The sequence below is a fragment of the Bacillus sp. FSL R7-0166 genome, assembly GCF_038008935.1.
Taxonomy (GTDB): domain Bacteria; phylum Bacillota; class Bacilli; order Bacillales; family Bacillaceae; genus Bacillus; species Bacillus altitudinis.
In genome coordinates this window covers 894,529-921,467 of sequence record NZ_JBBPAC010000001.1, presented here as the reverse complement: position 1 = coordinate 921,467, position 26,939 = coordinate 894,529, and the positions used below count along the sequence as shown (strand labels likewise).

The window sequence follows — 26,939 nt, the reverse complement described above, 5'->3', positions numbered from 1 at the left end:
CATACAGGCTCTTTTGACGTTAGACAGATGCTCTTTTCGCATAAATAATGTACCGCTCTGGTGCGTTGCCGACAAAATGAAATGGATAGCATGTGGTTAACACAAGCTCTTCTTTTTTATTTTGTAAGGTAATAATGGATGTATCATGCTGATCCACAATTTTCGTATGCGTGATTTCATAAACAAACTCACCATACGGTACAGTGATTTTCAGCTGATCCCCAATATCCAGTTCACCAGTCCGGCGGAAGACCGTATCCCTGTGTCCCGACAAAACGATTTGTCCATTTTGATCAGGGTAATAACTGCCTTTATAATGACCGACGCCTTTGGCAAGGTCGTCCGCATCTGTCCCTTCAACAATCGGCAAATCGGCTTTTAATTTCGGAATGGTCAGGATGCCAGAGGCTTTCCCCATTTCAGGTGAAAATTTTTCCTTTGTCATCCCTTGATCAGTTTCTACGACCTTCTTTGCTTCCTCTAACGAATGTGCTGTTTGTAAGTGAGTAGAAGCGATTTGCCAGATTCCCCAGCCAAGCACCACAATTCCCGCTGACATGACAATCACTGCAAGCCATTTTTTCATGCGTTAACTCCTTTGTCTTTGCTGATGATTCTTTAGCTTGCTGCTGCCTTTTCTTCTTGTTTCGCTTGTTGAATTCGGCCCTCTTTTTGATACACAATAGAAGCTCCCTCGAAGCTCTTTACAAAAGCAACCGTTGCTTCTAAATCTTCTGGGCCTGTTTCCGGATTTTTCCCTAGCCGCCCAATCGGTGCATACTTACTTCCAGTGGCAGTCGCCATGAAGTTGTTCACTGTGAGTGTATACGTTTTATCGAAATCAACGGAAGAACCATCAGGCAGTTTTAAGTCGACTACTTTATATGTTAACGGATCGTACGAATAAGAAAAGCCTGAAATGCTATAATCTGGTCCAAATTGAGGAGATATTTGAGCTTCAATGATATCAACTAAATCTTTCCCCTTGATGTCCAGCTTTACTAACACATTTCCAAATGGCTGAATATTAAAGAGGTCTCCCCAAGTAATGGGTCCTTTTTCGAGATTTTGTCTGATACCGCCGCCATTCATCATGGCAAAGTCACTTTTCATTGAATATCTCATGCCATCCGCAATGAGGTTGCCAAGTGGTGTATCACCATCATTGGAATAGCCACCTTCCATCTTGACGCCAGCTTCTCCAACAACCTCACTAATAATCGGCTCCACTTCTTTTCCGTAATGGGCTAAAATGTCCGCTGCTTCCTGATCCTTTTCAATACCAGCCTGGTCTACATACTGGATGTTTGCACTCTTTTTGACAATATCCTTTGTTTTCCGGTCAAGTGTGACATTGACTTCTCCAATTGCCTTTCCGTATTCAAAGGCTTGGACAATTAATTTTCCATTCATTTCTCCATTGACCACTTCGTGATTATGGCCAGCGAAAATGACATCAATTTCGTCATCACCTTCTTTGGCGAGCCTTGCGCTTTCTCCAGTAATGGTATCACCATTTTGAGAGGCGGTCATATGAGCCAGAACTGCGATCGCTTTAATCCCTTTTTGCTTTAATTCTTTCGTTGCTTCATTGACAGCTTTGACTTCATCAGTAAATTGAATATCTTTAATTCCTTCTGGCATGACCATTCCTGCCGCTGATGTTGTCACTACCCCGATAAAAGCCACAGGAATTCCTTCGACATCCATGATTTCATAGGCCGGTAAAAGTGGTTTGCCAGTGTCCTTGTATTCGCAGTTTGCACAAACAAGCGGGAAGTTCTGCCCATCGTATCCTTTTGTGCCTTTCGGGTGATCTCCACCTTTTAAGATGCGCAATAATTCATCTACACCTTCATCAAACTCATGGTTGCCGACAGTCCCAACATCAAAGCCGATGTTCTCCATTAGTTCAACGGTTGGTTCATCTTGTAAAAGAGAAGAAACCGGCGAGCTTCCGCCTATCATATCTCCTGCATGAACTGTCAGTGTATTTTTTTGCGCAGCTTGCTTTTGTTTTATATAAGCCGCCACATAATCCATCCGTCCATATGTTCCTTTACTGCCATCACCTTTTACATCCAGCTCATATTGCTGATCAATTTTCCCATGTAAATCATTCATGCTTAAAATGGTTAATGGAACTTCACGGGTTGATGCTGACGCCTGATATCCAGCCTGCTCTGCTTCTTCTTTAGAAGCAAAAAAGATACGTTTATCCACATCGATCTCATTCCAGCTGTCAGGTGATACGTAGGTTTTTGCAGATGAATCCCCCACATAACGTGTGAGCCCTTTTTTCTGCTCGCGTGCTCTAAATTCAAACGGCTGTTCTAGCAGAGGATCTTCTTCATTCCAAATACCAAGCCCTTTTTCCTTGGCATCTTTCACTGCTTGCTGGAACATCCGATACTCTTTTTCATCTCCAACAGGCCAAATGAAATAAGTAGGGGCATATCCTTTTTTCACAAGCTCTAGGTTCGTATTCAGCCCTTTTTTGGTTTTGACTTGAGCTAAAAGACGTCCATATCCATCCTTTGCTTCCGGGCCAATCTTTAATGTGACTCGATCACCACTTGAAAGAAGCGTTTTTAAATAATCCGTCGCTTTTTGTCCAAAGCGCAGCTGGTTTTGATCTAATTCATTTTTGGGCTGGTGGTAGGTTTCTGGTGTGTCCATATTCACGAAGCGTACCTTTGTTGTGCCGAGCACAGGCTTCTTCAAATGAATGGTATCTCCATCCACAACACGATCTACCGTTGCCTCATATTCTTTTTTGATTTTTGGCGGCTTTGGCTGGTGCTTCAGCAATTTGACATCGGTTTTGTGTCTTGGAAGTACTTGCAGCGTATCATATCTGCTTAAAACGCCAGTAAACTCATACCATTTTCCGGTCTTCACTTGATCAATGGCACCCGTATCAACCATGACTCTAAGAACTGTGCTATGATATTTTTTATCGATGATGACCACATTGTATCCACCGCCAGCTGGCTGATCTGGCGCTTGTTCTACATAGCCTTTTACCTTCACTAATCTTCCTTCATATTTGCTTGCCTGATCCGATTCCAATTGTTTAATGGAAACTTTCTTTGGCGAAGGCAATGGCTGATTCACAGCATCTATCTTCAGACGATCTTGATCTGGCACAATTTCAACGAGCCCTTTATAAGTCGTCACCTTGCCAGTCACCGTGACCTTCATGCCTGCTTTCAGTTCTGGAAAATTCTTCGGCTGCGCAGAATAAATATTGAGACCAGCTGTTTTGTCTTGAATATATGTTGATAGTTTCCCATTCCCTATAGCGGATTGATCTGCTGTTACGATTCCGCTCACCGTTACCGTTTCTCCTATCAGTTTTCGGGCTTTTTTTATGTTCATCGGCTTTGTTTGTTTCCATAAAGTCTCCTTTTTCTCAGAAGAAGAAAACGCCTCAGCTGTCATCATACTAGGCAGTAAAGATTGCAGACTAAATATCACCAAAATCAAACAACAGACCATTCGAATGGATTGTATACGTTTCATTAGATTTCTCCCCTTTGAACTTCATCTCTTCTATTGTACAAAGCAATTATTGAGAATGGATGGATTTCATGTAAAGCTGATCTCAATTACTTGGAAACGTAATAATCACACGTGTCCCTTCAAAGCTTTTGCTCTCAAAACGAATGGTACCGCCATGGCTTTCAATAATCTTAATGGTCATCATTAATCCAAGACCCGTGCCTTTTTCTTTCGTTGTGTAAAAAGGTTCACCTAATTTCCCAATCTCGTCTTCTGGTATGCCCTTTCCTTGGTCTTCAAATATCAGCATCATTTGGTCGTTTTTCAATAATGAAGTCACTTGGATCACACCTGTTACTCCATCCATCGCTTCAATTCCATTTTTAAGAATGTTAAGGAACACTTGTTTTAGTTCATTTGGAATGCCTTGAATATGTGGCAGAGAGGGCGCCAGATTCTTTTGAATCGACACTCCTTTTAAGACCGCCTGAGATTCAACGACCATAATGACTTCTTCGAGCAGAAGATTCACATTCACCGGTTCAAATTTAACAGATTTGCTTCTAGAGAGCACAAGGAATTCGTTAATAATAGACTCAAGCCGATTAAACTCTGACATCATCACATCGGCATAATCCTTCTGATACTTTTTACTTTGAATCATTAGCTGTAAAAAGCCTTTTAACGACGTAAGTGGGTTACGTATCTCATGGGCAATACCAGCTGCAAGCTGTCCAACTGCTGACAGCATTTCAGACTTCATCAGCATTTTCTCAGACTGTTTTTGACTTGTAATATCCTCCGAAATCCGCATGACAGTAGACTGCATTTTGTCAGGGTCATCGATTCGGTGTAAAGAGACTCTTTCCCATCGCTCACGCCCTGATAAGTCCTGAAAATACAACTCACCTGTCCAGCTGCCCTCTCTTAAACACACGTCCCATTGTTTCGCTAGATCATCACATTGACACAACGCATAATAGACAGAAAAAATATCTTTTCCGATCAAGTCATATTCATGCTGCTGTACAAACTGACAAAAGCGCTGATTGACACACTGAATAACGCCTTCTCCCGTTGCAACCACAATATGAATATGGCTGTTATCAAGTGCTGTCACCGCAAGATGAAGAGCCTGCTTCAATTTCGTCATTTCGGTCATTTTGATCCAGGTCATCACCGCTCCCTCGCGATCTTGATCATAGAAAGGTGTCATATGAACCGTGAATTGTTCTCCTTCGTTCGTTTCAATTTCACGTTCGATCACGCGCCTATCTGAAATGACAGATTGAATATCATGATAGAGCATTTCCTTCGATAGCTTCTTCACCATCGACTGAAACGTTTGCTGGTGCCGGGTTTGAGCTGAAGTGAATAAAGAGGTAGCTGTAGGAGTGTGATAGCGAATATTCATTTCCCGGTCCACAAACAACGTGGCAAGTTCTGGCTTCACAGACGGCCGGTACAGTTCTTCTCTTGTCACCTTTAAGTTGTTTATGATATTAATAAAATGCTCGTTTGTTTTCTCGCGCACTTCTATTTGCTTGTTTTTTTCTTTTAATTGAGCCCTTGCTTCTTGCTCCTTTTGTTTGACCTCATTGAGCTCGTTTTCTAAATCGACAATTCGCTGTTGATAAACCGAATTCTGCTCTAACATCCCTTTGTCCCTGCCGTTCTTTTGATTTTTTCCTCTCTCACTCTTCCGAATGAGAATGACGTATACTCCTTTAAAACGGCGATCAAAATGTTTCACTGTAAAATCTGCATACTGCTTTCTGCCATTTTCCGAAATGAGGACATGTTGAAAAACAACCTCAGTCTCTTCAGTCCATACCTTTTGAAAGCTTTGACTTAGTATCTCTTTCATATAATCAGGGGTTACATATTCACATAATTCATCTGAGACTTCTGCATGCGCTAAGAAAGAATAGGCACCGTTTGATATCGCGAGGATTTTCTCGCAATCGTCTATGATGAAACATGCATCATACTCCTGCTCTACTTCTTTCATATATTGGACAGCTCGTTTTTTTAACTCCGTATGACCTACATTGTATTTAGGAACGTTTGAGTGGGTGTAAATGTTCCACTTTTCATTTAACAAATGAAATAAACGAGGGATATTGGGTACCTTTTCATTCGGTCCTAATATCAACATCCCTTGATCCTTTAGTGCATATTGGAATCGAGATAAGACTCGTTTTTGTACTTCTGGCTGGAAGTACATCAGAACATTTCGGCAACTGATAAAATCGAGGTGGATAAAAGGTGAATCGATCAATAAATTGTGAGGAGCAAAGACAATATGTTTTCTAAGCGACTGCTTCACAATAAAAGCGTCACCTTTTTTTTCGAAATATCGCGCCCTCCATTTTTCTGGCATCCGTGCCATAGACTCAAGCGAATAAACACCTTTGCTTGCACTTTGGATGGCTTTCCGGTTGATGTCTGTTGCAAACACTTGAAGTTCAATGGACACTTGTCTTCGTTTCATTTCTTCTAAAAATAACATCGCAAAAGAATAGGCTTCTTCACCTGTAGAACATCCTGCAATCCAAATGCGGCATCGAGATTTCCCATTTTTCATTGTGTTTTCAATGATCGACGGAATGATGTGATGTTCACATACTCGAAAGGCTTCCATATCTCTAAAAAAGGAAGTCGTGCCGCTTAAAAGCTGTACATGCAGGCGATCAAGCTCATCTGGTTCTCTCTCTAATAAACGATCGTACTCGGACAATAAGGAGATCGATTGGTTCGCACTCCTCATTCTTTTTTGAATGACAGAGAGCAGTCTGCGCTTCTCATAGGTTGAAAATGCAATTCCTTTATGCATTTCAAGACGTTCAATGATTCTGATCAAAACAGGGTCTGCAACATCTGTATGCGGAACGTTGATGATGTTGGCTATATATGACGCAAGTGCAGAAGGGTCTTGAAATGTTTGATGATACATACGATCAAACCCCCTATTTGTCTCACTGCACGATATAGCTGTACCGCCTTGCTCAACGATTTGAAGCAAACCACTTCCTACACAATAGCCTTTTTGAAAAAAGATCGCATAGGCCTCTTCCTTTTGCACATTGGCAAGTGACTGAAACAACGAATTTACAGCACACGCCTTGTTTGTAGGATGCTGCTCTGTTATGTGTAGCCGTTTGTCTTCTGTCAATGTCACAGCTGCATGCTGCGGACAAACATAAATCGTATTTTTCATGACTTTCTCACCATGCTTAATCGGCTTTGCCCGGTAGCCAATCGGTAAAACAAGTGCTTCCAAATCAGTTACACAATCGCCTGTCACATGATTTTGCACAACAATAAAAGAGGCATTTAATTCATGCGGAAATGATTGAAAAAAAGCCTCAAGATGATGCTGTTCAAACGGCGAAACACCGATGCCAATCACTGGTGCCTGCACATGTTCGTCTTCTATCAAACGATTAATGATTTTGTCCTGCATCTGGTACCCCCATGTTCATTCGTCTGATACATTTTTTCGACAAAAAGGAAGAAAACCCTCTAATTGTAAATAATGTTTTTTGCATGAAAGGAGGAAAACTTCCTCACATTAAAACAGACTGTATAAAACAGAAGGAGGATTCTTTATGCAAAACGATCAGCAACCAAACGTTCAAGGACATGTCCAGCAGCCCCAATTCAATCATGGCGGGCATGAGTTATTTGATTTAAATGAGGTATTAGCAGGGACCATTAATATTTTGGATCAATACATGATCTTTCGGCAATTTATCCAAGATCCCGCATTATCCGACATGTTAGATCGACAATATCAATTTGTATTGTCCCAGTACAACGTCACGGTAGATTGCTTTTCTACTGGTCAAAAGCCTAGTGAAGAAACATCTACTTATATGATGAACGAACAGACACAGGTGACATACGGAATAAAACCATCTCAGCCTAAGAAGCCAAATCAATCATTACAGGATGTAAAGGATGCGGGAATTACAGGGCATATGCTTGGTCTCGTGAAATCTCATGCTGGATTACTCTCAATGACTGCATTAGAGGTCACAAACCCTGTGGTACGACGTGTGCTTGCAGCGCAAATCCCGAACTTTATTGAAATGGCGTATGAAATTTTCTTATATCAAAACAAACATAGCTATTATCAAGTTCCGCAGCTTACAGCTCAAGATATGCAGGCGATGACATCTACATTTGCCCCTATGCAGGGACAAGTGCAGATGCCGCCGAGCAAAGCCAACCAGCAAAAACCGCTTCATTAAACAAAAAAACGGCTACCCGATTTTCAGGTCAGCCGTTTTTTCTTTGATATTTCAGTTTAAATTGCTCTTCAAAATCTGTGAGACGTTGTCCTGTCGCTTGTTCAAACCCTCTATCAAAACGACTAGTTTTCGCCGTTTCCTCCATGATCTCATGTATGACATCTCGTCCATAAAGCTCCACAAGCTCATAGATCATATAGTAGCTTTGTAAATAAACATCTGTCTCATACGTCGTGCGAGATTCTTGCCAGTCTTGATCAGAATAAAGAGATTTAAAAGGAATGACGTCAAACCGTTCAGACGTGGCATTCAGCACATCATAGGCCGTCCATTCTGCTGTTCCTTCATGGAACCAAAGGGGAAAGACGACTGGAGATACCTTATATGCATGCACCTTTTCATAGAAAACAAAATGGGCATACTCATGAATGAATAACGTGTTGAAAAAGTATAAAGGCAGTGTCTCTTTCTTCAACAATTCTTCCCGTTTATCTGGGTATAATCCAATCATATGATCAACATCAGAATAAAAACCTGTAATATGCTTGATACCGGCAAATTGCTCAATCGTCTCTTTATCATCAAAATAAATGATATCTAACGGTTTATCAGCTTCATACTGAAACACTGACATCGTCCTCTTCTTTGCCTGCTCAAGCGCTTCTATGGTCAGATCGACAAAGGCGCCCTCATCCTCTGCATAGTAGATTCGAATATGTTCATAGACTTGCTTATTGAGTCCTTCCGTTAAAACCGTTTTAGGCGAAGAATGCTGCTCTAGATATTGCTCTGCCAGCTGGAACGCTACATAAATCAAGTACGCAGTGAACGCATAAAAAATCAAACCTGCTGCAATCATTCCGCTTACAAGTTTTTTATGAATTAATGACGGTTTTGCTTTCATTTACTCCCCACCTGAATTCATCCTGCAACCTCTTTCTCTTTCTATGAAAAAACAAAGATCAACAAGAGGTGATATATTTTTTACTTTATGCAGTCAGGTGCGCAAGGTGCGGTTCCAAACAAAAAAGCCGCATATGACATACGGCTTTTGTCGTAGCTATTTTGATTCAGGGAAGACACGTCGAACCGTTTCAGTAAACTCGTCGAAGAATCCTGAAATTGGTTCTCCACTTCTAATACGTTTTCCGTACCCTGCCATACGATCGACAAAGTCTGGATTAGCAGATACATACACATTATCAATTTGTTGATCCGTCGATTTGACTTTGTCAGAAATTTTCTTTTTCAAATCGTCTGTTACATCTCCGCTTTTATTGCCTTCAAGCACGACAGCAACAAATGCATTTTTCCCTGTGACAAGTACGTTCGCTGTTTTCACTTCAGACATGTTGGCAACAAGCTCTGATGCCTTATCTGCCACTTTCACCTTCTGAGGTGTCTGCACATTTGGTTGATCCTGTCTCATGTTGTCGTTCTTATATGTGACATTTTCATACTGTCGTTTCATTGTTCCTCTTCGTTCATCGCCCTGGTTGTTCATTCCACACCCAGCAGTGATCAATGTTGGAACGAGTAATAAAGATAGCATCCATTTCTTATTCATCAATTGATTCCCTCCTTTTGCTCATAGGTTTTTCATCCAGCAGACTTTTTATGCACACATCCTCTATTTCAGCAATGAATTCATAAATCAGCCTTGATTGGTCATCCTAAACATGATGAAGAAGTATCATCACGATCAAATGGAGGGATTCGTTTGTTTAAAAAGAGAAAAGGTATGAGTACTGGTGCAATGATCGCAGCATCAACAGCCATCATTGCATTATTTTCACCACTATTACGGAGAAGACTAAGCAGCATGACTCAAATGAATTTGTCCTCAATGATGAAAGGCAAAGATCAACACCAGCATGAGCCATCTCGCCATGAGTCCCATTCGCATTCACGTAAAGACTCAAAAGGCACAGCTGAAGTCGGACAAATGATCAAGCAGGCATTCACCGCTGTCCAGCCAAATGAAACAAATCAGCATCAAACATCATCAAAAACATACCAAACTCATCAGCCGCCGAGAGAGTCTTACGCCCAGTCTCTTCACATTGATGAAAGTGTCATGAATGTAATGGATGATGAATCTATTCAGCAAGTGCTCAATGACATCGAGCACAAATAACTAAAACAGGAGCCTTTTTTCAGAAAGGCTCCTGTTCATTCTCCTGAAAAATGCTCTTTCACCATGATGCAGAAGGAAGGTAAGAAGGTGATTTCGATCGTGATAACAAACCGTTCCACACCATCTAATAGTATCAACAGCTCTTTTTCATGCTGCCGATCCTTTTTTATTTCTACATGTCGCACAGTTTTAAAGGCATATACTCCTAAAACGGATGCGTCCTTTTTTCGAACAGCCTTCAAAGAAAATTCTTGTACTCCAAAAGACATCGTCACTATAAATCGCTCTTCCTCATTCTCAAACCGAAACGTTAGATCTTGATATTCAATGGGCATATCCCGTTCAAACCCTTCATCAGGCCACGTCTCAAAAAAAGAAAGCCAGTCCGTTCGATCTGGAAATTGATTTCTCCTCATTTTAAACCCCTCATAAGTGAAATTTTTATTAATTATCTTGTTTCCCCTTTTCTTTTGCAACAAATTTTAGTAATTTTAAAAAGGTGATTTTATTTTGCTAAGAGACCTCTTTATTAATTTAACAATTCTTGTCACTTTCCATTATTTATTGATGCTTGTGTTTAAAGAGAATTTTTTAAAAAAGGAAGACACCCTGCTCAGACAAATTTTTAAAGGAATGATTTCTGGGTTACTCGGTGTCCTCTTAATGTTTTTCTCTATTAAAGCAGGACCAGCCATCATCGATTTAAGACATATCCCCCTTATTTTAACGGCATTTTATGGAGGCATTGCACAAACGTTCATTGCAGCCTGTGTGATCATTATTGGCCGATTATTAATCGAAGCCAATGTCGCTTCTTTCATTAATATTTTTTCCATGATATTTATCGCCACAGCTTCCTTTTTAATTGCTGAGCGTCATATCAATCACGTCGTAAAAATGCTGTTATCGATTACCATGAGCAACGTCATTGCGACGATTTTATTTATCATCATCGTCAATGAAAGATCGTTTGAACTGCATACTGCCTATTGGATTTTCTCGTATATTGCCGGTTTATTTAACTTTTATGTCATTGAGCATCAAACAAAAGCGTATCAGATGTTAAATTTGTATAAATTCCAAGCTCATTATGACTTTTTAACTGGTGTTTTAAATAAACGGAAATTCGATGAAATATTAAGTGATGCTTTTTCTCTGAACTTAAAGCAACCTATCCATCAAATGTCCTTGATTTACCTAGACATCGATTATTTCAAAACCATCAATGATCAGTATGGACATCATGAGGGAGATATCGTTTTAAAAGAAATCGGAACAAGGCTGATTAAGAACACAAGAAGCTCTGATTATATTGGGCGGATCGGCGGTGAAGAATTTGCTGTGCTTTTACCGAATTGTTCCGTTGAAAAAACATGGCAAATTGCGGAACGTTTACGAAAAAAAATGGCGGATCAGCCAATTTATTTACAAAACGGAACATCGATTCACATTACGGTGTCAATTGGATGTGCTTATGATGCAGGAACAAGTGAAAACATGAAACAATTACCGATTATTGCAGACCAGGAGCTCTATAAAGCGAAGCAGTCAGGCAGAAACAAAGTGAGCTTTTCTGGACGAAAAAGAGAACACATAACATAGGCTTTTTCCTCAATTTGTTAGCGCTAATTATTTTTAAAAAAGTTTTCGTATAACAGTTGTTTTTTCCCGCAAACACTGGTAAAGTAAAGGTAATTATTTTTGTTCGTATCATCTTTAAGAAGAAAGTTTTGAAAGAGTTTTCGTCTTTGAAGTTTGTGTAAGAGCAAGAATAGTGAATTTAAGCGTTAAGATCGCTTTAGGAGGAAATTTCATGTTAGAAGGTAAAGTAAAATGGTTCAACTCTGAAAAAGGTTTCGGATTCATCGAAGTAGAAGGTCAAGACGATGTATTCGTTCACTTCTCTGCTATCCAAGGCGAAGGCTTCAAAACTTTAGAAGAAGGTCAATCAGTTTCTTTCGAAATCGTTGAAGGTAACCGTGGACCACAAGCTGCTAACGTTAACAAAGCGTAATTTAAGAGCATCTGCTCTTTTAGCACTTTATAGAGTGAAGGAAAACCGCTCGGCTTATGCCGGCGGTTTTTTTGTGTAATAAAAAAGAGAACCTGACGAGAGGTTCTCTTTTTATTTGTCCTTCTGCTTTAGTTTCTGTAAAGCAGAACGATACATATCATCATTCATTTTCGTCTCTGGTTCTTCTTCTTTGACAGGTGGTTCTGGCTGTTTAAACTTTTGAAGCGCCTGTCTATAGAAATCATCACCTGACGGAGCATCATCTGTCTGAGAAGGCTCTGACGCTTTTTCTTCCACTTCAGGCTCTACAGGTCTCGCCGCAACTTCTGGCTCGCTATGCGGCACGTCAGGATGATTCGATACATCTTCTTTGATCTCTTCCTTCTCGGCCGAAGCGTGTCTGACATTGAACGCTACTAATCCGATAATGACTAGAACAGCAGCTACTAACGCTACAATAATCGTCGCCAAAAGAACCCTCTCCTTATCGCTTAAATGACGCAGTGACTGATGCTACACGTCTTCCTAATGCTTTCCCCAGCTCAATGCCTTCTGAAGAAATCACTTCATCAGAATCAATCGGGCACGTCACACCTGCTCCATAATAAGAGCCATATAACGCATTTTCTGGAACATTTCCAGGAAGGCCGACCACAAGCATCCCTTGATGGAACATTGGCGTAATCAAATTATGCATCGTCATTTCTAATCCGCCGTGTGTTGTTGCAGTGGTACAGAAAACGGCACCGACTTTATCGATGAGTTTTCCTTCTGCCCATAAATACCCAAGTCGGTCAATCCATGTCTTTAATCCAGAACTAATGGTACCAAAGTGACCAGGGCAGCCCCAAATGATTGCATCCATTTGATCAAGCTTGCGGATATCCGCATCTTTCACATGATCAATGAACACTTCAGCTTGCTCTGTTTCACCTGCGCCAGCTGCAATCGCTTCTGCAAGTGCTTTTGTATGGTCACCTTCACTATCGTATACGACATAAATTTTCATGTACGGTCCCTCCACACTTATCTTGCATCTTGGTTTGCTTCCTTAGGTGCTGGAAGCAATGTCATTTCTTGTTTCTTATCCTGCTTTTCTTTTCGCTTTTTATCCTTACGTACATCTCGCAGGAACAAGCTGAGAATCACACCAGCTGCACAGAATAATGTCACCCACATGTAAGCATCATTGATGCCCATCACATTGGAATCAACTTGAGCTTTCGTAAAGAGCTGGGTCGACACATATTTTTGAGCAGCTTCTGCTGTCATGCCCATATGGTGCATCACATTAGAGACAGCCGCCTGGAATGAATTCATAAAGAACGGGTCAGCTGTATTCGTTTGATCTGCCATATTGGAATAATGGAATGTCGTGCGATTTGTATAAATCGTCGTGATCAAACTCGTACCGATTGAACCACTGATTTGTCTCAGTGTGTTTGACATCGCTGTACCATGACTGTTTAAATGTTGCGGTAATTGGTTCATCCCAGCAGTCATGACTGGCATCATCAAGAGTGACATACCAAAGGCACGTACTGCATACATGAGCACAATGTGACTATAAGATGTATCAATCGTCAGCCTTGTAAACTCGTATGTGGTGACAACCGTAATTAGCATCCCCACAATGGCAAGTGGACGAGGTCCAAATTTATCAAACAAGATCCCTGAAATTGGGGACATAATGAGCATCGCAAGTGCCCCTGGAAGCATTAATAACCCCGATTGCAGTGCAGTAAACCCAACGAGGTTCTGCAAGTAGATCGGAAGTAAGAACATCCCAGTGTATAAGGCAACAGTAATAATAATGTTGATAACACTTGATAATGAGAAAATACTGTATTTAAACACGCGGAAATCAAGCATCGGATTATCCGCTTTTAGCTGTTGGAAAATAAAGAGAATGATCGCAATCGCACCAATGATAATCGTAGATAAAACGATTGGATCTGTCCAACCATCACTTCCCGCTTCACTCACTCCGTATAGAAGCGAAGCAAAACCAACGATCGACAGAATCGCACCAAGAGTGTCCAGCTTGATTTTTTTAGGCTCTACAATATTTTTAAACATAAAGAAAGCCGCGATAATGACAATCGCACCGATTGGTACAAGTCCATAAAACATAATACGCCATGAATAGTGTTCAATAATATAACCAGATAACGTTGGTCCGACAGCTGGCGCAAACATCATCGCAAGACCAAAAATCCCCATTCCTTTCCCTCTGTTTTCTGGAGGGAAAATAAAAAGGATTGTTGTCATGACGAGCGGCTGTAAGATACCGCCACCGACTGCCTGAATCAAACGACCAATCAGCATCGTAGAAAAGTTTGGCGCAATACCGCAAATAAAAGTCCCTAGTGTAAATGAAATCATCGCCACGAGGAATAAGCTGCGCTGGCCAAAACGTGTGATTAAAAACGCAGATAACGGAATGAGCACACCGTTAACAAGCATGTAACCTGTTGTAAGCCACTGAATTGTCGTCGCACTCACATTAAATTCAGTCATTAAATGGGGCATGGCTACGTTCAAAAGCGTTTGGTTTAAAATCGCTACGAACAAACCGGCCATTAAAATGATCAGTAAAGACAAGGAGCCTGCTCCCTGTTTTGTCGCTGCAGGTTGATTTGCCATCTCAGACAACCTCCTTTCATTTTTTGATATCAGTCATCATTAAGATGAAATTTTGACAGAAGCATTCATACCTGGAAGTACTTTGTCAGATGGATTTTTAATTGAAATTTTCACTGCTACTTTTTGTGTCACTTTCGTGTAGTTACCACTTGAGTTTGTGGCTGGCAGCATATTGAATGTTGAGTTTGTTGCATAACCAATTTGTTCAACTGTTCCTTCAAATGTTGTATCAGGATCGCCGTCTACAACGATGTCCACTTTGTCACCTTTTTCAATGTTCTTAATGTCTGTTTCTTTAATATTCGCTGTAATGTAAAGCTTGCTTAGGTCAATCGTTTCACCAAGAACTGTCCCAGGCTGCACTTGTTGGTTGTTTTGTACTTCTTTTTTGACTAATGTGCCATCAGCCACTGCTTTAATGTTTGTTTTTGCTTCTCCTTCAACTTTTGCCACTGTGCTGTCTTTTTGCACTTCGTCACCTTCATTGATATCCCAGCCTTTGATTTGTCCAGCTGCTGGCGCTGTAATTTGGTACATGTCACCTGTCACTTTTGCTTCATCTGTTTTTACGAAGTTTGTGCTTTCGTAGTAGTAATAAGCACCTCCGGCAATAATGGCAAGAATCACAATAAGGCCAATAATATTTGTTAGCAATAAACGCCCTCTGTTCATGTTTTGTTTCTCCTTTCATGTATAAAAATATAGTGTCATCTGCTTTAGCAAACTTAGAATGCCCATCATCTGACAGATTATGAAACAAGCTCATAGAGCTGTCTGTTTCCCCTTTTTCTACTCCGCTGAAAATGGTGTGCAGCCCATTTATACTTATTGTTCACTTATGAGCAAAAAGCAGAAAAAGAAGAAAAGACGATCGGCATCTTTTTTGAAAAACTTATATTTAACAAGATTAAATATTAATAAATGAAAATTGAAATGTCAAAGAGAAAGTTTTACTTTTTTTCTGGTGATCCCTTCCTTCTCCACATAAAAAACCTTTCAGCCCTTATGCTGAAAGGTTTTTTTGAATGTTCTCTTTAAGAAAGAACTTCTTCCTGCTGAAAAAATTTTTTTAATGCGAGAAAAACGTCTGATTTTTGCTTCAAAATATAATGCTTAAATTTCTCATCCTGAATATGTTTATATGCTGACATTAACGTAGAATGCCGATTATATTGATTCACTTCACCATAACAAAATAAATTGGCTTTTTTCATAATTTCAGAAACGAGCTTCACGCACCGTGCATTATCAGAGGTCAAATTGTCACCATCAGAAAAATGGAAAGGATAAATATTATATCGTGACGGGGGATATCGTTCGTCTATGAGCTCTAGTGCCTTTCGATAGACAGAAGAACAAATGGTTCCCCCGCTCTCTCCCCGAGAAAAGAAGTGCTCCTCGTCTACGACCTTCGCCTCTGTATGGTGGGCAATGAATTCGATCTCGACTGTCTCATACTTTGTCCGCAAGAAACGTGTCATCCAAAAGAAAAAGCTTCTTGCCATATATTTTTCCCAAAGCCCCATACTTCCGCTCGTATCCATCATCGCTAGGACAACCGCTTTCGATTCTGGTTTGGTGACTTCATTCCACGTCTTATACTTAATATCCTCTGGATAAATGGGATAAAAGGAAGGGCTTCCTGTCATGGCATTTCGTTTAAATGCTGACAGCATTGTTCGTTTTTTATGGATATTACCGGTTAACCCCGTTTTGCGAATATCATTAAACTCAATTTCCTCGACAACGATATCATCAAGTTCCTTTTGTTTAAGATTTGGTAGCTCCAGCTCACGAAATAGCGCTTCCTCTAAATCCATTAATGAGACTTCAGCTTCGTAATAATCATCACCGGCTTGATCTCCAGCACCTTGACCTTTTCCCTGCCCTTGCTTACTGTCAGATCCATCCCGAGCGACCACATCGCCAACTTGGCTGTCTCCATCTCCTTGACCTACATGCTTATTTTTATCATAGTTGTACCGAATTTTATATTCATCTAAAGAACGGATCGGAATTTTGACCACATCTTTGCCATTAGACATGATGATGCTTTCCTCTGTGACAAGATCCGGCAAATTGTTTTTAATCGCCTCTTTGACTTTTTTCTGATGACGCTGCTGGTCATCAAAGCCTTTTCGATGGAGGGACCAGTCTTCCTGAGACACAATAAACTGACTTTTTTCTTGCCGGGACATCCATCCCCCTCCTCACCTTTTTGCACAATTCTTGTACCCATCGATTCCATTATCGTATGCTGGTCGTCGTCGAAATGACGACGATTTTTAAAAAAGACATTACCGGTGCTGGTTTGCGCCAATAATGCCTCCTTCATTTATTAACGATTCAGAAGACTGCCTACATATTTTAAGAGTTCATTTGCACTTGTAGAATTATAGCCATGCTCATCAATCAATCGCGCCACTACTTCATTGACCTTTTTCAACTGCTGCTCATCCGGCGTTTTCGTCGATGTTGTAATTTTCACGACATCTTTCAAATCGGCAAAGAGCTTCTTCTGAATGGCTTCTCGTAATCTCTCGTGAGAATTATAATCAAAGCGTTTGCCCTTTCTCGCATAAGCCGAAATCCGAATGAGGATTTCTTCTCTGAATGCCTTTTTGGCGTTTTCAGAAATGCCGATCTGTTCCTCAATTGAACGCATGAGCTTTTCATCAGGATTCATTTCTTCACCTGTTAACGGATCACGCAGTTTGTTTTTATTGCAGTACGCCTCAACATTATCTAAGTAATTATCCATGAGAGTTTTCGCAGACTCCTCATAGGAATACACAAATGCCTTTTGAACTTCCTTCTTCGCCATATCGTCATACTCTTTTCGTGCGACAGAAATAAAATTCAAATAACGTTCCCGATCTTCACTTGAGATCGATGGATGCTGATCGAGTCCCTCTTTTAAGGAACGGAGAACATCCAGTGCATTGATGGATTCCATGTTCTTTCGAATAATAGTGGATGAAATGCGGTTAATGACATATCTCGGGTCAATTCCGCTCATTCCTTCGTCATGAAATTCCTTTTTCATCTCATCAATATCAACAGATTGGAAACCTTCGACACTTTCCCCATCATATAGTCGCATTTTTTTCACCAAATCGATATCAGACCGCTTCGGCTCTTTCAGCCTTGTCAAAATAGAGAACATCGCAGCCACCTTTAGCGTATGCGGCGCAATATGAACATCTGAGACATCACTTTCTGAAATCATCTTATGATAGATGCGTTCTTCCTCTGTCACCTTTAAATTATAAGGGATCGGCATCACAATAATTCTTGAGTGTAAAGCCTCGTTCTTTTTATTTGAAATAAATGACCGGTACTCCGTTTCATTCGTATGTGCAACAATCAATTCATCCGCACTAATCAACGCAAAACGCCCTGCCTTAAAATTTCCCTCCTGCGTTAATGAAAGAAGATGCCATAGAAATTTCTCATCACACTTTAACATCTCCTGAAATTCCATCATTCCACGGTTCGCTTTATTGAGCTCTCCATCAAACCGGTACGCACGCGGGTCTGACTCTGAACCAAATTCAGCAATCGTTGAAAAATCAATACTTCCTGTTAAGTCGGCAATGTCCTGAGATTTCGGATCCGACGGGCTGAAGGTACCAATGCCGGTCCGTTTGTCCTCTGAGAAAAAAATTCGTTCCACTCTCACATCCTCAATGCGGCCACCATATTCCTCTTCGAGCCTCATCAAGTTCAAAGGTGATAAATTCCCCTGCACACGTATGCCGTATTCTCTATAGAAATCCTCCCGCAGATTTTGCGGAATGAGATGAAGCGGATCTTCATGCATTGGGCAGCCTTTAATCGCATAGACTGCGCCATGATCTGTTAGTGAATACTCTTCCAGCCCTCTTTTCAGCCTTGTGACAAGCGTCGATTTCCCGCCGCTGACTGGACCCATTAACAATAAAATACGCTTTCTGACATCTAAACGTTTAGCCGCAGGGTGAAAATACTCTTCCACTAGCCTTTCCAATGATTCCTCTAATCCAAAAAGCTCCTGATCAAAAAATTTGTAGGTTCTGACCCCATTCTCCTCTTCAATCCCGCTGTCCTTAATCATATGATAAACGCGAGAATGAGCAGATTGAGCGACAAGTGGATTTTCTCTAATAATATCTAAATATTCGCTGAATGTGCCTTCCCATTTCAGTCGCTGCTCTTCTTCTCTGTGCTGTTCAATTTTCTTTAAAATATCCATATGAACCTCCTCTTTCAAGATTGAAGCTAGAAATCAGATACTGTTTTACAATCTATGCGGAGGCGTCCTATTACATGCTTTCGTTCTTCAAAATGACGAATTGGCAAACTGAATTGACAACCATCGGCAAGACCCTTCATAATAAAGGAAAAACAGGAGAAAAATGATCTTCATCTCCTGCTTTTCAAGGCGAACTTCACAACATATGAAACCGGCAGCAAAGGAACAAAGGGATAAGGGGGAGCTTATATGAGAACGGTCATTATGATGGGCGTCATCATTACGTTTTTAGTATCCATTTTCACAGCTGGCTACGAAGGCAAGCCCGGTAAATGAAAAAAAGGATGTTCCATCAGCGGAACATCCTTTTTCATTTCGTTCATATTTTCAGCACTTACATATTCACTGAAAGCGAGATGGGATCTCGGCTTTTATCTTGTTCTTATATCAAATCTCGGTATTGCTGCTGGCGAAGCGCCTCATACACAAGAATCGCTGCCGTATTCGATAGATTCAGTGAACGAACATGCTCTGTCATCGGTAAACGTAGACAGCGATCCATATTCCGTTCAATCAAATCTTTTGGCAATCCACTCGTCTCTCTGCCAAATACAAAGAAGTAGTCTTCATCTAGCTGCGAGTAATCAAACGTTGTATGCGGCTTTTGCCCAAACTTTGTGATATAGAAAAATTGCCCCTTCGGATGAGCCTCAAACAATTCATCTAATGAATCATGATAGACGACATTGGCATATTTCCAATAATCGAGTCCTGCACGCTTCAGCATTTTATCATCTGTCGAAAAACCAAGCGGACGAATCAGATGAAGTGTTGTATTTGTTGCTGCACATGTTCGCGCAATATTTCCAGTATTAGCTGGAATTTCTGGTTGATATAAAACGACATGAAGTCCCAAAAAAGTTCACCTCTAATTTTCTTTTCCGCTCAACATTATACCATTAACTATCCTTCGGAGCATCGTCCAAAATGTGAAAAAACGTATAACGAATACTAGGTGTATAAGCCGTTGAATCTTCATACGACCAGTAACGCATACGGCTGTCATACGTTTGTGCATTCACAAGAGGCATTCCGCCTTTATCATGATCAACGACAATGGTTGTATGATTATACCTACCGTCACCTTCAAAATCGTAGCAAATAACATCACCTATTTGAAGCTCCTGCGGCTCCTTGAGCTTCTTCGCTCTCAACCCCGCTTTGGAATTCGCTAAATAATTTTTCATCGAATGGGCCACCGTCCAGCTGTAGCTCCATGTATGTGGACGAACCCACCAGCCAGATCCACGGTTCGGATATCCTCTCGTTGGCGCATTCCCTGCTTTTAGACATTGTGAAATAAAATTCGTACAGTTATCTTCGAAATTTTTATAGGCTGGATTTCGTTTATTCCAATACGTCTCAGCATATTGAACAGCTGCACGCCGGTCATAGTGAAAAGCTCTTCCAAATTGGTCTTCATTTTGGAAGCGCTCATCCACCTGATCTTCCTTTTGTCGTTCTTCTAACATCATCCGATCTTTCACAAGCATGTCGTTATAAAGAAACGCTTCTCTTTTCTCAACCTGTTCCTCTAAATAAAAAGAATCGTCTATATCCTTACAGACATAAGTGAGGTGCGCGAGATATTGTACTTGCTGAGCTCCATCATCTTGAATAGCTGAATCGAGAAGTTTTGCTTTTGCTTTCGCCTTGACAATCTCAACTTGTCTTCTTGCAAACAGCTCTTTCTTTCGCTCCACAGCGTCCACATCAGACATCAGCTGCGGCTGTTTGATCGTACTGCCATTTAATAAATATGCCAGTCTGTCTTCTAACGTTTGTTCTAATAATTGTTTCACACAGACACCACCAAACTTTTTTTAACATCTCTGTTTGGTTCATTCTATGTTCAATGGGAGGTTATTTAGTATTTAAAGGTGTTTGTAACAATTCAATCCCTTTGATGATCTCTTGTTTTGCTTCTTCATCACTTTCCCGCTCAAGGGCTTTTTCGAGTTCTGAAAGCTGCTGACCATCGCCAATTTTACCGATTGCCCAAGCAGACGTGCCTCGAATGACCGGTCTTGGATCTTTATGCATCAGTTCAACCAAATCTGGCAAAGCAGATGCATCTTTAAAGTGAGCAAGTGCCAAAATGGCATTCCGCTGAATAGGCTTTTTCCCTCGCCATGATCCAGAAACATGACCATACTTCTCTTTAAACTCACGATTGCTGATTGTCAGCAGTGGCTTTAAGAGCGGCTTTGCAATTTCAGGATCTGGCTCCATTTCAGGATGTAGATGAAAGTCTTTCCCTTTATTAATTGGGCAGACCGTTTGGCACGTATCACATCCATACAACCGATTCCCTATTTTCGAGCGAAATTCGTCAGGTAAAAACCCTTTTGTCTGTGTTAAAAACGAAATACACCTTTGAGAATTGAGCTGGCCTGGATTCACAAGAGCACCCGTTGGGCATGAATCCACACATTTATTACAAGTTCCGCACTGGTCTTCTATTTTCTCATCCGGTTCAAATGGAACATTTGTAATCATCTCAGCCAAATAGACATAAGATCCGAACTCTGGTGTGATAATCATACAGTTCTTTGCACTAAAGCCAATGCCAGCACGTTCGGCTACAGCACGGTCAGACAATTCACCTGTGTCCACCATTGATTTTGTCCGTATATCTTCGTGTTTACTGCGCAAAAACTCTTCAAGCATGTCGAGCTTTTTTTTCAGCACAACATGATAATCAGTTCCCCATGAAGCCCTGCAAAAAATCCCTCTTCTTGCATCCTTTGTACTTCGGGGAGCATCTTTCATTTTAGAAGGATATGCGAGCGCAATGGCGACAATTGATTTTGCTTTTGGAAGCAGCAAAGCAGGATTTGTTCGTTTTTCGATATCAGGCTCTTCAAAACCGGACAAATACCCTAACGATTCATGTAAGATGAGGCGGTCCTTTAATGAATCAAATGTATCAGCACTTGCAAATCGAATTTTATCGACACCAATTTCGTTCGCATATTGAATTAACTCTTCTTTTAATTGTCCAACATGAATCACCTTGCAAACCTCCTTTCTTTGTTTCTTCAGTTGTTTTCAGTATAATACGAGTGTATCATGACCGATTGGAGTGAGTCACTGTGAAGATACAAATGAAAATCTCCCAACCTCAAAGCCCGTCTATCCATGTTGGACAGATTGAATATTCACATATTGAGATAGGAAAATCCCCTCAAATGTTAAAAGGCCGACTGCGCCTGTTTCAAGAATCTTTGTTTTTTGAATATGAAGATCAAACTTTGGAAGAAGTACCAGCGATCAAAGAATGGACAAATCTTCTAGAAGATGTCCCTTTTCTTCCGCTTCTTGCTGATATTCAAAAAGAACAATTTATTGACTCGACCAATTCCGTACAGGATTTGTCGATATTTTTTTCATTAAAATATTTCTTGCCTATCCTTACATTAGATGCCGATCAATTGAAAGGGCCTCTTTCATTATCCAAAAATGAAACTGGTCATATTGAATGGCAGGATGGCGCAGAGCTTAAAGGGTTATTTTCTCAACCAAGTAAAGCTCAAATTTCTCAAGACACAAAAAGCATTCTTCAAATCATTCTCTTCCCACCATCTATTTCCCGGGAAAAGAGTGAGGCACTTATACAATCCTTGACGAAGATGTTTATACAAATACATGGTGGAGAAAGTAAATATGAACTCATTGAAAAAGCACTGTAGGTCACAGTGCTCTTTACATTATACTGACATAATAAAAAACGCAACACTTCGTTTATCTATGAAACGAAATACTGCGTTATAAACAAAATTATGTATTGGAGCGGGTGATGAGAATCGAACTCACGACATCAGCTTGGAAGGCTGAGGTTTTACCACTAAACTACACCCGCATCAATCTTTTAAAGACATCGTCATTGCGTTGACTTTTATTATGTTACAACTTTCTTAACAATTCGTCAAGAGAATATGAAGATTTTTCGTCAAAAAATTTCATATTCTCCATATATATTACGATAGTTATTTATCGAGCTGGATATAAAATAAGTAGGCATGTGAAATATGTTTCAGCGCTTGCTTTGGATTTTTTTCAATTTTATCAAGCATAGGAACATCGCCATTTTTCCCCATTGCCGCTGTGTACGCAATGAGTGCCTTATCTCCTGAAGCGACTTTAACAGATTCAGATTGTGCAGAGAAGACATAATCACTTACTTTGAATGGAAAGCTTGACGTCGCTTTCGTTATTCCGCCATTCTTCTTATCTGACCAAATGCTAAATTGTGAGTTGAATATATCTTTCTCATGACTTAGTTGAAAGAGTACATTCATCGTTTGGTCAGTTCCATCCTGATGTAACGTAAAAGTCGAAGAAGATACTTCCTTATCAACTAGTCGGCCATTTTTGTAGTGGCTCCCGATAAAAGTAATACTCTTATCATTCTTCGTTAATCCTTTAAGTGTAAGAGCTACTATTTCATTCGTCGTTGATGCCTCTAGTAAGTTTTTTTCTTTCTTTGTCAATTTCATTTTTTCAATCGTTACTTGGTTTTTAGAGTCAGACTCTGTTTCTATTTTAGAGACCGTTTTCTCTGTCGTTGTTGTTTCTGCAGCCTTCTCGCCGCATCCTGCTAATAGAAAAACAGTAAATAAAAGAATGCTCCATTTCTTAATCATTGATATCCCCTTTAGTATTTTTATTCTTTATTATACTAAAATTTGGTTGATTATACAAAAAAAGATTAGGAGAATTCTCCTAATCTTTCGCTTTTTTCTGTTTCATGGCTGATAGGAATGCCACAATGAGAAAACTGACAGCAAAAATGACAACCATATAAATAAAAAAGTTTGGTTTGATTTGGAACGTAAATGCAGACGAACCTTCCATTTCAAAAGCAAGACTGTTAAATAATAATTCATTATTTGTTTTTGATTGAAATAAGTGATAGAACAGAACACCAATGGTCAGCATCGGAAAACCTAAGAAACCTAGGAAACTACCAACAATTGCACCTTGTTTCATTGCCTGAACGTTCATGATCGTTGTCCTCCCATTCCACCAAGCAATAACTGCTTCATAATAGACTTACCATCCCCCATAAACGGAAGAAGGTAGAGCAATTGAATAAAATACGTGATTGAAAAAATGAAAAACCCTGTCGAAATTGGATTTTCTTTTAGAAATAAAACAGTCACAATGATTCCGGCTGCGCCAATGAGCCCCGGCAAAAGCGGACCAAGCAGTGTAATCCACACCTGTTTTTTCTGAAATGGATCTAAAACAGGCCTCACAAATTTCACAGACATCATATCGCTCGCAAAAAAGCCTTGAGGACCATCCCGGCCGGCGAACTTCCGATGTGCATACCCATGTGCCGCCTCATGCAAGGCAGTTCCTGTAATTAATCCGAAATAAATAATCGTAAAATAAATGGCAATGGCTGCAATCGATGGATCAGGAATAAATAAAAAGGCGATTCCCGCCATGATCATAAAGAGCACCCAGAAAAAAATGATTTTACGCGTCACCATCAGCAGAGCCGTGCCTAGTATGTGAAGAAATGAATGACCCGTGCAGTCAAACCGCTCTTTCATCTTTACTTGATACTGTTTAAAAAATTGACAGCAGGCTGTGACAGCTCGATATGGTGATTGATAATGAATCGATAGCAAGTGATGCTGATTCAGCCCCATCATCAATTGATAAAAATCGCGGGCAATCACAGACTCATCGACTTGAAACAAATCGGCGAGCTCTGCCGTAATACTCGCCTCTGTCCTTTGACCATCCACTTTCGTTAACATATGATATGCACTTTCGTTAATTGGAAGTGAGCTTCCGTACTGCGTATCAGTCAAATGCCTTTTTTGTAAAGTCACATAAGGCGCAAGTGCCGGCACCCGCTCAATCTTTAGCTTAGTGTTAAGAAGTTGAATCATGTGAATACCTCCATGAAAAACCTTTATATATGGCAAAGATGAGCAGACATTCAAATCCTGCCACAAGCAGCCACTGAATCATTTGACTCGATTCCCCTATCACATAGTTTCCAATAAATACAATCGGAATCATGATTAAAATAAGCGCTCCAAACGAGAAAATGCCTGTGTAAGGATTATTTCGATCAAGGGGCAATAAAATACCCACCACATAAAAGAGAGCCGTTGCATTACACAAGACAGCAGCACCAATCAACACGATCCAGATCTGATCCGGTAGCGTCAGTGTTGTGATCATAAATAAAACAATTTGGATCACACCAACGAGCAAAAGTCCGAGAAACTTATAAAGAGCCACTTCCCACGGCCTTAGACCAAACGTTTTATACATCCCAAGCATACGTTTGTCATTGCCAAATGAATTAAAAGCTGTTAACCCAGCTAGCGCACATAAGACAAAAAAAGCTTCTCCTTCAAAGCGGAAGGCAAACTGATAACGGACAAATAAAATGACAATAAGGAGGATGAGAAAATTTAAAATATTTTCTTCATTTCTCACTTGTGACTTTATTTCCTTTACAATGAGTGACCACTTTTTCGAAGATGAAAATGGCAGTTTGTGCAGAAAGGTTAACGCTTTTTTCTCAGCCATAATTGGCATTAAAGAAAGAGAAATAAATGCGCCTCCCGCAGATAATAGGATGAAGAGGATCAACATCGCATAATTCACCCCGTCAGGAGACATCCCTTGTGCCGCTAAGAAAAACGGTGCTGTAAAATACATCAAATGATAATCAAACTGTACATATGATTGCTGTATTTGATTGATGTCGAAATGTGTCATTCCATACGCTACAACTAGCGCTAATAAAACAAATATCGCTGCAAATTTTTGCAACGGTAATTTTAATTTTAGTACGAGTAAATAAGTCACGTTGTAAATGAGCTGAAGCAGTGTTAAGACAAAGAGTGATTGCAACAGCACCATCAAAAAGAACGTAAGAATAAAGAAAATACTGATCCCTTGTGCAATAAAATTAGGTAAAAGCAAGATCCCGATGAAAAATAAAACAAGCCCTGTGACGACTGTCACCATCGGAATGAAGTAACCAAGACTTTTTTGAAAGGTAGACAGCGGAAACCAGCTGAGCTGCATAGAAAAACGATCTTGTTCAGGTGTTCTGACTTTGATCAGCACAAATAACAAGCTTGTAAAAATGGATGCATTGATTGCCATCGACACAACCAACAACCCAAGTGAACGTTCATCTCCATTTAAGAAAGCCTTCATAAAGACACCCGTAAAACTGTATCCGATGATGGCTCCCATTGTGACTGCAAACAAAAAGAATAAGACCACAATGATTCGCTTCGTTTGAGTATCAAAGAGCTTATACATCTCCTGCTGCCACATTTTAAGCATCATTTTAGAAATGATTAATGATTTCATCAAAATGTGCACCCCTATCACTTAACATTGAAGCTTTCAGAAACACCTGTTCCAATGTGCTTGATTGATACTTTTCTTTTAAGGCTGAAACCGTCCCTTCATCCATTTTATTTCCTTTAGAAATAATGGCGATCTTGTGGCACAGCTCTTCCGCTGAAAGCATATCATGCGTTGAAAGCAAGATTGCACCATGGTGCTCGGCATAACGTTTCATCAGTTTCTTTGTGTTTATAACCGCTTCAATATCAAGTCCTCTAAAGGGCTCATCCATGATCACTAATTGACTCTCAAGCATAAAGGCAGCAATCAGCTGTGTCTTTTTTTTCATGCCATGGGAATAGGTTTCAATTGGTCTTGATAAAGCTGATTCCATATCAAACAATTCAATTAGTTGATTTCTTCTTTGAATTGTTTTACATTCATACATAGAAGAAACAAAATCTAAATATTCAGCACCAGTCAATGCTTCAGGGAGCAGCAGATCATCTGGAACATAGGCGACTTGTTTTTTAAAGGATGGATCATCATTTGTGACATCCTTGATATGAATGGTTCCTTCTGTATGCTTAATGATGCCGAGTACACAGTTAATCATCGTTGTTTTACCGGATCCATTTGGTCCAGCCACAGCAACGATTTGATGAGGGGCAATTTTCAAATGAAAATCATTGACAGCAGTCACGTTATTTTTATACGTCTTGGTTAAATTCTCGATCGTAAACATATAAC

25 protein-coding genes and 1 tRNA gene are annotated in these 26,939 nt (G+C 40.2%); 5 read left to right on the top strand and 21 right to left on the bottom strand.

Annotation, left to right across the window (positions count from 1 at the left end; translation table 11 throughout):
- Positions 1–19: 19 nt before the first annotated feature.
- The 3 genes from NST01_RS04695 to NST01_RS04685 all read right to left on the bottom strand — a co-directional run bounded on the left by NST01_RS04695 (position 20) and on the right by NST01_RS04685 (position 6,970).
- Positions 20–586 (bottom strand): class D sortase, encoded by a 567-nt coding sequence (locus NST01_RS04695; RefSeq protein WP_025207002.1) that lies wholly within the window; start codon positions 584–586, stop codon positions 20–22.
- A 32-nt stretch (positions 587–618) separates the two neighbouring features.
- A complete protein-coding gene (locus NST01_RS04690) occupies positions 619–3,525 on the bottom strand; it encodes a 5'-nucleotidase C-terminal domain-containing protein (RefSeq protein WP_025207001.1) in 2,907 nt (968 codons plus the stop codon).
- A gap of 82 nt (positions 3,526–3,607) precedes the next feature.
- Positions 3,608–6,970 carry a CheR family methyltransferase gene (locus NST01_RS04685; RefSeq protein WP_341041582.1) on the bottom strand — a complete coding sequence of 1,121 codons (3,363 nt, stop codon included), beginning with the start codon at positions 6,968–6,970 and terminating at the stop codon, positions 3,608–3,610.
- Positions 6,971–7,115: 145 nt separating this feature from the next.
- Between NST01_RS04685 and NST01_RS04680 the strand changes: the two genes are divergently transcribed.
- Entirely contained in the window at positions 7,116–7,760 is a 645-nt protein-coding gene (locus tag NST01_RS04680; protein ID WP_041093339.1) for a spore coat protein, read from the top strand.
- Positions 7,761–7,788: 28 nt separating this feature from the next.
- Here NST01_RS04680 and NST01_RS04675 read toward each other — a convergent pair whose 3' ends face one another.
- On the bottom strand, positions 7,789–8,664 hold the full coding sequence (locus tag NST01_RS04675; protein WP_041093337.1) for a hypothetical protein: 876 nt from the start codon (positions 8,662–8,664) through the stop codon (positions 7,789–7,791).
- 156 nt (positions 8,665–8,820) lie between these two features.
- A complete protein-coding gene (locus NST01_RS04670; protein WP_008349054.1) occupies positions 8,821–9,327 on the bottom strand; it encodes a YhcN/YlaJ family sporulation lipoprotein in 507 nt (168 codons plus the stop codon).
- A gap of 153 nt (positions 9,328–9,480) precedes the next feature.
- Here NST01_RS04670 and NST01_RS04665 point away from each other — a divergent pair, with 153 nt between their 5' ends.
- Positions 9,481–9,897 (top strand): spore coat protein, encoded by a 417-nt coding sequence (locus tag NST01_RS04665; protein WP_212339167.1) that lies wholly within the window; start codon positions 9,481–9,483, stop codon positions 9,895–9,897.
- A gap of 35 nt (positions 9,898–9,932) precedes the next feature.
- Here the strand turns inward: NST01_RS04665 and NST01_RS04660 are convergent, their stop codons facing one another.
- A complete protein-coding gene (locus tag NST01_RS04660) occupies positions 9,933–10,313 on the bottom strand; it encodes a hypothetical protein (RefSeq protein WP_212339165.1) in 381 nt (126 codons plus the stop codon).
- Positions 10,314–10,407: 94 nt separating this feature from the next.
- On the opposite strand from NST01_RS04660, the gene NST01_RS04655 reads away from it, so the two are divergent.
- Positions 10,408–11,499 (top strand): GGDEF domain-containing protein, encoded by a 1,092-nt coding sequence (locus tag NST01_RS04655; protein ID WP_181891778.1) that lies wholly within the window; start codon positions 10,408–10,410, stop codon positions 11,497–11,499.
- Positions 11,500–11,710: 211 nt separating this feature from the next.
- Complete coding sequence (gene cspB, locus NST01_RS04650; RefSeq protein WP_008349061.1) at positions 11,711–11,911, top strand: cold shock-like protein CspB; 201 nt, start codon at positions 11,711–11,713, stop codon at positions 11,909–11,911.
- Between the two features lie 111 nt (positions 11,912–12,022).
- Here the strand turns inward: cspB and NST01_RS04645 are convergent, their stop codons facing one another.
- From NST01_RS04645 to queG, 9 genes are all read right to left on the bottom strand, one after another.
- Positions 12,023–12,382 (bottom strand): hypothetical protein, encoded by a 360-nt coding sequence (locus NST01_RS04645; RefSeq protein WP_017360371.1) that lies wholly within the window; start codon positions 12,380–12,382, stop codon positions 12,023–12,025.
- Between the two features lie 13 nt (positions 12,383–12,395).
- The gene (locus NST01_RS04640; RefSeq protein WP_007497041.1) at positions 12,396–12,920 is read right to left on the bottom strand and encodes a flavodoxin family protein; all 525 of its coding nucleotides are present in this window, start codon (positions 12,918–12,920) and stop codon (positions 12,396–12,398) included.
- 17 nt (positions 12,921–12,937) lie between these two features.
- The gene (locus NST01_RS04635; protein ID WP_041507548.1) at positions 12,938–14,557 is read right to left on the bottom strand and encodes a DHA2 family efflux MFS transporter permease subunit; all 1,620 of its coding nucleotides are present in this window, start codon (positions 14,555–14,557) and stop codon (positions 12,938–12,940) included.
- A gap of 39 nt (positions 14,558–14,596) precedes the next feature.
- Positions 14,597–15,229: an HlyD family efflux transporter periplasmic adaptor subunit gene (locus NST01_RS04630; protein ID WP_007497037.1), complete on the bottom strand. Its 633-nt coding sequence runs from the start codon at positions 15,227–15,229 to the stop codon at positions 14,597–14,599.
- A gap of 362 nt (positions 15,230–15,591) precedes the next feature.
- Positions 15,592–16,755, bottom strand: a complete 1,164-nt coding sequence (gene yhbH / locus NST01_RS04625; RefSeq protein ID WP_007497035.1) for a sporulation protein YhbH — start codon at positions 16,753–16,755, stop codon at positions 15,592–15,594.
- Positions 16,756–16,895: 140 nt separating this feature from the next.
- A complete protein-coding gene (locus NST01_RS04620; protein WP_341041581.1) occupies positions 16,896–18,791 on the bottom strand; it encodes a PrkA family serine protein kinase in 1,896 nt (631 codons plus the stop codon).
- Positions 18,792–19,233: 442 nt separating this feature from the next.
- Positions 19,234–19,707 carry a tRNA (uridine(34)/cytosine(34)/5-carboxymethylaminomethyluridine(34)-2'-O)-methyltransferase TrmL gene (gene trmL, locus NST01_RS04615; protein ID WP_003211950.1) on the bottom strand — a complete coding sequence of 158 codons (474 nt, stop codon included), beginning with the start codon at positions 19,705–19,707 and terminating at the stop codon, positions 19,234–19,236.
- Between the two features lie 43 nt (positions 19,708–19,750).
- Positions 19,751–20,653, bottom strand: coding sequence for an amidase domain-containing protein (locus tag NST01_RS04610; protein ID WP_008349082.1), 903 nt, complete (start codon positions 20,651–20,653; stop codon positions 19,751–19,753).
- A gap of 61 nt (positions 20,654–20,714) precedes the next feature.
- The gene (gene queG / locus NST01_RS04605; protein ID WP_251185416.1) at positions 20,715–21,863 is read right to left on the bottom strand and encodes a tRNA epoxyqueuosine(34) reductase QueG; all 1,149 of its coding nucleotides are present in this window, start codon (positions 21,861–21,863) and stop codon (positions 20,715–20,717) included.
- An 83-nt stretch (positions 21,864–21,946) separates the two neighbouring features.
- On the opposite strand from queG, the gene NST01_RS04600 reads away from it, so the two are divergent.
- Entirely contained in the window at positions 21,947–22,543 is a 597-nt protein-coding gene (locus NST01_RS04600; protein ID WP_341041580.1) for a hypothetical protein, read from the top strand.
- A gap of 96 nt (positions 22,544–22,639) precedes the next feature.
- Here the strand turns inward: NST01_RS04600 and NST01_RS04595 are convergent.
- From NST01_RS04595 to NST01_RS04570, 6 genes are all read right to left on the bottom strand, one after another.
- A tRNA-Gly gene (locus tag NST01_RS04595) sits at positions 22,640–22,713 on the bottom strand.
- Positions 22,714–22,840: 127 nt separating this feature from the next.
- A complete protein-coding gene (locus NST01_RS04590) occupies positions 22,841–23,497 on the bottom strand; it encodes a hypothetical protein (RefSeq protein WP_268390533.1) in 657 nt (218 codons plus the stop codon).
- 79 nt (positions 23,498–23,576) lie between these two features.
- Complete coding sequence (locus NST01_RS04585) at positions 23,577–23,858, bottom strand: hypothetical protein (protein ID WP_008349089.1); 282 nt, start codon at positions 23,856–23,858, stop codon at positions 23,577–23,579.
- On the bottom strand, positions 23,855–24,760 hold the full coding sequence (locus tag NST01_RS04580; protein ID WP_341041579.1) for a PqqD family protein: 906 nt from the start codon (positions 24,758–24,760) through the stop codon (positions 23,855–23,857). Before NST01_RS04580 ends, NST01_RS04585 begins: the two co-directional genes overlap by 4 nt.
- The gene (locus NST01_RS04575; protein ID WP_341041578.1) at positions 24,744–26,210 is read right to left on the bottom strand and encodes a hypothetical protein; all 1,467 of its coding nucleotides are present in this window, start codon (positions 26,208–26,210) and stop codon (positions 24,744–24,746) included. Before NST01_RS04575 ends, NST01_RS04580 begins: the two co-directional genes overlap by 17 nt.
- A complete protein-coding gene (locus NST01_RS04570; RefSeq protein ID WP_008349096.1) occupies positions 26,188–26,934 on the bottom strand; it encodes an ABC transporter ATP-binding protein in 747 nt (248 codons plus the stop codon). The genes NST01_RS04575 and NST01_RS04570 overlap by 23 nt, the downstream gene beginning before the upstream one ends.
- Positions 26,935–26,939 lie beyond the last annotated feature (5 nt).